Annotated in this window: 11 protein-coding genes and 1 pseudogene; all 12 read right to left on the bottom strand. The window is 34.4% G+C overall.

Annotation, left to right across the window (positions count from 1 at the left end; genetic code table 11):
• Window positions 1–134: 134 nt before the first annotated feature.
• On the bottom strand, window positions 135–743 hold the full coding sequence (locus HG1285_RS06510) for a hypothetical protein (RefSeq protein ID WP_008288120.1): 609 nt from the start codon (window positions 741–743) through the stop codon (window positions 135–137).
• Window positions 744–755: 12 nt separating this feature from the next.
• The gene (locus HG1285_RS06515; protein ID WP_008288119.1) at window positions 756–1349 is read right to left on the bottom strand and encodes a hypothetical protein; all 594 of its coding nucleotides are present in this window, start codon (window positions 1347–1349) and stop codon (window positions 756–758) included.
• Between the two features lie 3 nt (window positions 1350–1352).
• Window positions 1353–2009: a hypothetical protein gene (locus tag HG1285_RS06520; RefSeq protein ID WP_008288118.1), complete on the bottom strand. Its 657-nt coding sequence runs from the start codon at window positions 2007–2009 to the stop codon at window positions 1353–1355.
• Window positions 2010–2024: 15 nt separating this feature from the next.
• Entirely contained in the window at window positions 2025–3686 is a 1662-nt protein-coding gene (locus HG1285_RS06525; protein WP_008288117.1) for a hypothetical protein, read from the bottom strand.
• Window positions 3686–3898: a hypothetical protein gene (locus HG1285_RS06530; protein ID WP_008288116.1), complete on the bottom strand. Its 213-nt coding sequence runs from the start codon at window positions 3896–3898 to the stop codon at window positions 3686–3688. The genes HG1285_RS06525 and HG1285_RS06530 overlap by 1 nt, the downstream gene beginning before the upstream one ends.
• 85 nt (window positions 3899–3983) lie before the next feature.
• Window positions 3984–5294 carry a hypothetical protein gene (locus HG1285_RS06535; RefSeq protein WP_008288115.1) on the bottom strand — a complete coding sequence of 437 codons (1311 nt, stop codon included), beginning with the start codon at window positions 5292–5294 and terminating at the stop codon, window positions 3984–3986.
• A complete protein-coding gene (locus HG1285_RS06540; protein WP_008288114.1) occupies window positions 5287–5658 on the bottom strand; it encodes a DUF1353 domain-containing protein in 372 nt (123 codons plus the stop codon). Before HG1285_RS06540 ends, HG1285_RS06535 begins: the two co-directional genes overlap by 8 nt.
• A 2-nt stretch (window positions 5659–5660) precedes the next feature.
• Window positions 5661–6227 carry a hypothetical protein gene (locus HG1285_RS06545; RefSeq protein ID WP_008288113.1) on the bottom strand — a complete coding sequence of 189 codons (567 nt, stop codon included), beginning with the start codon at window positions 6225–6227 and terminating at the stop codon, window positions 5661–5663.
• Between the two features lie 16 nt (window positions 6228–6243).
• Window positions 6244–6408, bottom strand: coding sequence for a hypothetical protein (locus HG1285_RS19730; RefSeq protein WP_008288112.1), 165 nt, complete (start codon window positions 6406–6408; stop codon window positions 6244–6246).
• On the bottom strand, window positions 6405–6674 hold the full coding sequence (locus tag HG1285_RS06550; RefSeq protein ID WP_008288111.1) for a hypothetical protein: 270 nt from the start codon (window positions 6672–6674) through the stop codon (window positions 6405–6407). The genes HG1285_RS19730 and HG1285_RS06550 overlap by 4 nt, the downstream gene beginning before the upstream one ends.
• A 5-nt stretch (window positions 6675–6679) precedes the next feature.
• The gene (locus HG1285_RS06555) at window positions 6680–7555 is read right to left on the bottom strand and encodes a DUF5309 domain-containing protein (protein WP_008288110.1); all 876 of its coding nucleotides are present in this window, start codon (window positions 7553–7555) and stop codon (window positions 6680–6682) included.
• A 25-nt stretch (window positions 7556–7580) separates the two neighbouring features.
• Window positions 7581–7818, bottom strand: a pseudogene (locus HG1285_RS06560) (hypothetical protein); the annotation flags it as partial.

The raw sequence follows: 7818 nt of genomic DNA, 5'->3' as shown, positions 1-7818 counted from the left end.
CAGTTCTTGTTGATGCTGCAAATCAAGTAAATATTTCTTATACCATGCATTAAATATAGTATTTGCTGCATTTTGAATAGCCTCATTTAAAGAATTATCAGGTCTTACAACTAAAAGCCCCATTTTTCGCCTCCTTAGAATATAGACCCTGTCTGCATAGCTTTACCTGCTAAAATACTGCCGCCAGCCGCAATTAAACTTGGCAGTAATCCATAGTCTCTTGGTTTATAGATTGTATCCCCTTTAATTCCATACCTCGCAAGGTCTTGTTTTAAAAATATATCAAGTGGCTGTTGGTAATAAACATCAAAAGCAGTTTTCTTAGGAGCAGTTATTGCTTCTTTAGCGAAATTAGCTAACAACCCAGCATTATTCAATGCTGCTCTTTGCAGACCAAATGCTTGAATATTGCCAAAAGGTGTAGAAACAATAGGATTATAACTTTTAAGTTTTGACAGTATACCTTGAATAGTTTGCCCGTAATTATCCATTGCCGAAACATAATTGTCCCGGGCTTTTTCCATTCTGGCAAGCTTGTCAAAATTCGGCTCAACCTTATATGAAATTTCCCCTGTAATAGGGTTTTTCTCAAATTTAACATCAAGCCCCATCACAACAGGGTTTAAAAAATAACTTGCAAATGCAGATTGCTCAGGACTTCTTTTTAGGATTTGTGGAGGAATTACTGTCGTCTTTTCTCCAGACCCAAAGAAAAATTTTCCTATATCTCCTAAAAACGCCATTTTCAAACCTCCTTAAATTCCCATAAATCTGGATAATAATCCAACAGCCGGAGCTGGATTATAAGATGTAGAAGAAGTTGTACTTCTTGACATAGAAGAACTTTTAGAAACTCTGCTGAGATTTCCAAATAATTGAGCTAAATTTCCAAATAATTGCAAAGTCTGCATAGGATAATTCAAAGCCTTATTAATTCTTTCCATCTCAAGCTGAGATTGTAGATTTGCTAAATTATTTAAATAATTACTTGAAACTCCTGCTAAAGTCTTACTTGCAACTGATGAGTCTAAAATTCCCCTATTGGCTAAATTGGTAATTGTCTGATTTACAGCAGTATTTACAGCAGGTCTATAATTTCTTATCCAGTTTTGAGTAGCAATTTCATTTAACCTTGTCAAGTTATTTAAAACTTGCTGATTTGGCTTAGCATACATAACTTGTTCTGATAATGGGTTCATATAACCAGTAAACATAGAAAATGCATTTTGAGAATCCTTTAAAGTTTTTCCTAATAATCCAGAATAACTGTAAGATTTAGAGAAAGATGAACTTTTTGAGGACGAGGTTGAAATTAATCTATTCCAATTATTACCTGTAAGATTAATCATAACTTAAACCCCCGGAAACTTAATGTTATTTAGTATATTCTCCAATTCATTTATTGTTGTAGCTGCTTTAATTTGTGTTTCTATTTGTGCGATATAATCCCAGACTTGCTCTGTCCAGTAAATTAATTTTGCTACATCTGCAGCTTGAACAAATAATGTCATATAACTATTTATCTTTGCTTGTGTTAATCCAAGATTTTGCAGTTCAGTAATTAAATTTGCCTGTGTATAAGTCCCTGCTAAATATAAAGCCACTTTTTCTCTTATCTCTGATAATGTAAGTGTTGTTTTAACAGGTTTTAGTATGTGCAAAAGTTTTGTTTCTAAAAAAGTTGCTGATGATTGTAGCTCGGCTATGCATTCTTCATAAGTGTCTCCCCAGTCTTTGTTTATGAGAATATTTAAAATGTAGCCTTTTGCTTGTCTATTTACACTTTCAATGGCTTTTGGTTTTATTCGGCTTAAATCAAATATTATGTTGCCGTTTTTATTTTTTTTGTAGAAAAGAGGAATATGTAAGTTTGTTTGTGGTAGGTCTTTCGGGTCTACTTTTATATATTTTAATTTTCCTTTTGACTGTAGCTGTAAAAATATATCTTCTTCATCTTGTGGTATTTGGATTTGGTATAAAATGCCGCTTTGGTCTTCTCGGAATATCATTTTTGGTTTACCTCCTTATGTTTCATTGGCTAAGAAATCAAGTTCTGCTGTTGTTAAAGGCCTGTTAAATATTCTGATATTCTTTACATAAAAACTTGCTAAAGATTGCCCATCTGGTATACCAATTGTTCCGTACTGCGCAGTACTCCCCAATACCAAATTAGGCATCCGAGTAAGTTGATGTGGTGAATTGTTAGTAACATCTATTAATACTACTCCGTTAATTTCTCTTGCATAACCTCTTCTATATCCATTGTAGTCTACAACAGCAGCCATAAAATAGTGTTTGTTTTCTACAATACCACTTCCAAAATATCCTCCTCCTATGTAAATTGAGCCTTTATATGGGAGTATTACACCGTCACCATTACCTGTATTTGTATTGATTGTTCGTCCTCCGCTTAAAGTATTGAAATTTAAACCAAATACAATTGCTGATATGGTAAAAGGATAACTTTGCATTAAAGTTCCAGCATTCTTGTAATAAACACCGTTTCCTGCTGAAATAGCATCAATTAAAGCTCCTTTAACACTATCATATTGAATATTCATATTGGCATAATTTACGAAAGGAAATCCTTGGACCAACTCTTGTGTATTGTTTTTCAATGGTGCATAAAATATGCAACTTCCATCACCAAATATATCTGCAGCTCCATATCCTGTTTTCCTTACAATCACATTAAAACTTTTAACCGCTGAAGCTAATCCTGCATTGTCTTTTGCTATTACACTTAATTGTGTAGACGTGTTCGCATTTACAGCTGGTGCTTGAATGTTTATTAGTTCTCCATCTGCAATTCCTGTGGTTTTACTTGGGATTAATATTCCGCTATCTGTTATTTCATATGTAATAGGCTGTCCTTCTGGGTCTGTTGCTCCTGTAAATGAAATTTGCTTTGTTTGATTATTGATTATATAAAGCTCATTTGTATTTAGGTCTACTGGAAAACCTTGAACTTGCAGATTAGTTACATCTGGAGGCTGATTGTTTACAAGACTTACCTGCAGTGTAGCTGATTTTGATTTGTTTCCAAGTGTGTCTACTGCTATTACTGATATTGTTTTTGTTTCTCCTTCTGCTCCTGTGTATGTGTGAGAAATTGTAGCTGTGTTTGAAGTTGCTGGGACTTCTTCTGCACTTCCATCTCCCCAGTCAATGATGAATTTGGCAATTGATACATTTTGATTAAGATAACTTTCTGCTGATACTTGCCAGCTTGTAGAATAACCTATACTTGCAGTGCTTGAGCCTGTTATTGTTGGAGGTGAAACAACCTCAATTCTTTTTATTCCCGGATGTGCATTACTATCATTATTATGAGCATATATCAGCGGGTCAGATATTCCATCAGACTTTATTGTACCATCAGGATTATGAGCCACATCTAAAAAGTTTTTTAAGTCTGTGTTTGTTAAAATGTTTTTAATAGCGTTAGCCTTAACAGTCCCATCTGCATTATGAGAACTGCTTAAAATCTGCTCTAAGTTTAAATTGCTGAAAGTGAACTTAGTTTTATCTGACAGCAAATAATGAAATGTTCCATCATAATCAAAACTCTTGAAAAGCTCATTTAAATTGTCTATATACTGCTGATGTTCTGCGTTATGCTCATCTGCATTAATAGTTTGACCTGTTATGTATGCTGTAAGTCTTGATATATTCTTACTTGCCATTATGCAACCTCCATAGATATTGCCTCTAAAACAAATCTTTCATTAGACAAGAACGAAAAATAAATATACTTTCCACAGATTAACTGTCTTTTTGGAATAAAGAAAAGAGAAGGATTAGACCATTTATCAACATTCCATAAAGACTCACCAAACCTTGCTATCTTGTTAACTAAAACAGCTGCAAAGTTATATCCTTTATCCCTTTTAAACACATTAACCTGTATATTTGCATCATCTATACCGGCTGCATAAAGTGAAAACTTTTAATTAATAACTTCCTATAACCACCAGAATTTATTATTTTTGTTTTAAAAGCGTAAAAATTAGACTTTCCATTATCAGTATTACATTATCCATCTTAAACAGAGCATTAACTCCTCCTAAATAAATCTGATTTTCAATAACCTCAGCTGTTGTTATTTCTTCTTGTGTAGCCAATGAAGTAAAAGCATTTCTATTTGGGTTATATGCAAATCCTGAAAATCTCGCAAAAGCAAATATTACATTTTCAACCGGGACAGGAATTAAAGAATAACTACCGTCTTTTATTAAAAACCTTTGATTAATCTGTATAGGCTTTATATCTCCATATTCAACAACAGTCTTTAAGCTGTAAAGCTGCACTCCATCTAAAAAATACAAATCCCCAAGTATTGATACCTTATTTCTTCCCTTAGTGCTCACTCCCTTTGTTATTAGAGATACTGCAAAATCGGCTTCAGAGTTTCCAGATAAAGCAAATATTCCCCTGTCTTTACCTTCTTTAAATATGACTAACCTGTCGTATATCTGGTCTATTGCTGAAATATCAGACTCATCTTTTGAACCTACCTTAATAAAACCCCACTTTGCAGTATCCCTAATACCTGAATAATAAAGGCTGTCTCCCTTAGCAAGCCAGAGTCTTTCTTGCCTAAACTCTATAAAGTCAGCAACTACATCTAAAACATCAGAAATTGAGTATTTAATATCTATAGGAGTTGCATTATCAGGGACAGTTGAGAATGTAAGGCTAATAACCCCAGTATCATAAGCAATTGTCCCAGTTAAATTAGTACCTGAGATACTTCCCCGTCCATCATCTACTGCAGTATATAAAACTCCCCCAACTGTATAAGTAATACTTACACTTGTAGGACTAACAGGAATATTTTTCGTGGTATATGAATAACTTGTAGTTGTTCCATTTCCAGAGCCTATGTTTTCTGTAAAGTAAATTAAATCGTCAATTGTCCCAAAATTTGTGCCGTCATAATACTTCAGCTTTCCTCCGTCAGCTATCCACAACTTTTCAAAAGCAACCTGCATATAAACATCGCCTAAATTGTCGTGAGTTCCGATTTGATTTAAAGCCGTTCCATCCCATTTATAAACTCCACCATCATCGCAGGCTACATATAAGTCATTTTTAAATTTTGATATTGCTAAAACTTTTGCTGGAGTATCAAAAACTTTTGTAAAACCCGGTCTTGATATAAGCCTACCTGTGTTTGAGACATACAAATTTACACACTCTTGCAGTTCATTATCAGCAATCAACGCAGGGTCTTGAGTATTATTAACCCCTTGCCAGTCTACGAAAGTTATAACCTTTCCTTTCTTATACATATCCTCTCCAGTAAAGCCATCCAAAAAGCCTGACTGTTAGATAAAACAAATACCTTTTAAATTTACTAATTCCTACAACTTCCATAGCTTCAAGGAAAATTCTGTCTGATGTTTTTCTGTCAAACATTTTTGAAGAATATAAATAATCGTGGACAACCGCAGCTTTGTTGTATTTATCCCGGTCTTCTATAAAAGAATGGAAAATCTTTGGGATTGAAGCAAAATCTGTTGTAAAACCTTTTGGAATTTGTATGTATTTCCTGTCCCCAAAAATCTCAGTGTAATACTCAAACTCCTTTTCAAGCTGCCAATGTTTTCCATCTTTTTCTAAAGAAACAATTAACTTTTCTGTAAATGCACTCATCTTTACACCACAAACGGTACAGGTCTTTCTAAATTACTGTTGCCATATTGGTTTATAATCTGTAAAAGCCTATCTTCAAAAACTTGAGCAAGCTGAATTTCAAAGTTTGTATTAAATTCAAGACGATTTAAAGCAATATAAGCAGCAATTTCTCTAAGCAGATTTACAAACACATTTGGAATAACAACAGTATCAGACACAGCTGAATAAGAAGGATACATGTAAAAGTAATACAGTTTTACAGAGTCATTTGTAGAATACAATGTTTTTCCAACGATTTTATAAGAGTATTTATCAGTTTCAGCATCCGGAGGAATTGAATTTAATATATATTTCCCGCTTACTACACTATACTCTCTAACAAAATCATCAGGCAGTACAGCTTGATTGTTTGTTAAAGTTAAATCAACCTCTTTTATCAGCCCTTTAAAAGCATTGTTTATACATACATTAGAAATATAGTCTTGAGCCTGATTAACATAGTTAAGCAGTTCTGCATCTGAAAACTCTATTTTATCTGTGTCATTAACTGCATATCTGATTTGCTGGATTAAATCTAATATAGTCATCAGCCCCTCATTTTAATTATTTTTTCTTTCTGCCATTTATTTTCTCCTTCACTTCCTCAAAACCTTCAGCCTTAAAAAGAGAAACTAAATGCTGTGGCACATCAACAATATCTTTGTCTTTAACATCAACACCAAATATGAAATGTGTTGTTTTATGTTTTTCAGGTTTTTTCATTTTCATATTGAACCCTCGCTTGTTCTGTATTCTGGATGTTTCTTTAGAAAATCCCTGATGGCTTCAGGGTCGTTAATATCAATGTTGTGTGCAATTAAAACATCAATAGGGATACTGCCTATCTTTCTGAAAGTCTTACCTTGAGAAAATCCTTTCCCAATAACTTTTTTTTCCTCGTAATTAGCTTTTATAAAAGAGGAGAGGTCAACGGCTTTTGTAAGCCTGACCTTCCCTGTCTTATTATCAAACTCAAGTTCAAAACATTTAAGCATTTTTATTACCCGATGTCAGTGATTATTGCGTTAGCCTTTTCAGCTCTTCCTTCAAGGGTAAGTTCACCAACAACAACTCTTTCTTTTCTGTCTCCGACTTTTGATAGTTCTTCTTGGTGGAATGGGTCAAGATAAGCAACCTTCCATCTTCCTTTTTCAAGTATAAATACTTTGTCAGCAGGCATCCATCTGTTAGCTATTACTCTAACAAGGCCAAAATCAGACTCATAAACATCTACAGAAGCTATAAGCCTTTTATCTTTTGCTGCAATTTCTTTTGTAAGACCTGCCGTGAAACCTGAGATTGTTCTCTTATTTGTTCCGTTTACAACTACAACATCAGGATTTCCGCCTGTCTGCCATGCTTGCTGTAAGCCGTCATTTAAAAGAGTTTCAGTTAAAGGTCTGGGAGTTCCAGCATTGGCAAGTACATTAGTAGAAACAAAAGCCTGAACACCTCCCATCTGCCTTGCAGTTGTAGCACTTCCAGCAGAAGCAGCAGTATTGTTTATGATTGCATACTCAACATCTCTTGCTATTTCTTTCATAGCTTTTGCCATTTGATAAGCAAGCTCAGATTTTATCCCGGCCTTTAATACCTTTTCCTGCGTTCTGGATACTCCATATCCTTTAGAGAAAATTTGCGTATAATTCCCCTTTCTCACTCTGTTTGTAGGAGTGTCTATTGTAAAGTCTGCCCCTTCAACCTTTGCATTTACGCCGGGAGGGTTAAGGTCATCTTCAAGCCATTCATGATAAGTAGATTTAGCCGTAGTTTTTCCAAACATAGAATATAAAGGTGTTTCAGTTGGTGCTATATTTGTAATTAAATCTGATAAATCCTCTCTATTTCCAACTGCTGTATATGTTGTAACTGCCATTTTTTCATTCCTCCTTCAAAGTTTTTTAAACAAGTCCCATTTTTATAAGCATTTGTGCCTGACTATCTTCGTCCAAATAGCCAAGTTCTGACACATCAACAGCAGGTTTTGTTTCAACATTACCTTGTCCTGCACCTTCAACCTTTGGAGGCTCAGGGTTAGATGTTTGAGCTTGCTGTTGATTGTTAAGTGTGGAGTTATAATACTCCTTTCTAACTTCATTCCAGAAGTTTAAAACCGTATCCATATCGCCGTTTTGCAGT

Source organism: Hydrogenivirga sp. 128-5-R1-1, assembly GCF_000171895.1.
This window is presented reverse-complemented; position numbering and strand designations above follow the sequence as displayed.

Coding starts and splice junctions, on each gene's coding strand:
- HG1285_RS06510 (WP_008288120.1), bottom strand. CDS start 743: ATGGCGTTTTTAGGAGATATAGGAAAATTTTTCTTTGGGTCTGGAGAA.
- HG1285_RS06515 (WP_008288119.1), bottom strand. CDS start 1,349: ATGATTAATCTTACAGGTAATAATTGGAATAGATTAATTTCAACCTCG.
- HG1285_RS06520 (WP_008288118.1), bottom strand. CDS start 2,009: ATGATATTCCGAGAAGACCAAAGCGGCATTTTATACCAAATCCAAATA.
- HG1285_RS06525 (WP_008288117.1), bottom strand. CDS start 3,686: ATGGCAAGTAAGAATATATCAAGACTTACAGCATACATAACAGGTCAA.
- HG1285_RS06535 (WP_008288115.1), bottom strand. CDS start 5,294: ATGTATAAGAAAGGAAAGGTTATAACTTTCGTAGACTGGCAAGGGGTT.
- HG1285_RS06540 (WP_008288114.1), bottom strand. CDS start 5,658: ATGAGTGCATTTACAGAAAAGTTAATTGTTTCTTTAGAAAAAGATGGA.
- HG1285_RS06545 (WP_008288113.1), bottom strand. CDS start 6,227: ATGACTATATTAGATTTAATCCAGCAAATCAGATATGCAGTTAATGAC.
- HG1285_RS19730 (WP_008288112.1), bottom strand. CDS start 6,408: ATGAAAATGAAAAAACCTGAAAAACATAAAACAACACATTTCATATTT.
- HG1285_RS06550 (WP_008288111.1), bottom strand. CDS start 6,674: ATGCTTAAATGTTTTGAACTTGAGTTTGATAATAAGACAGGGAAGGTC.
- HG1285_RS06555 (WP_008288110.1), bottom strand. CDS start 7,555: ATGGCAGTTACAACATATACAGCAGTTGGAAATAGAGAGGATTTATCA.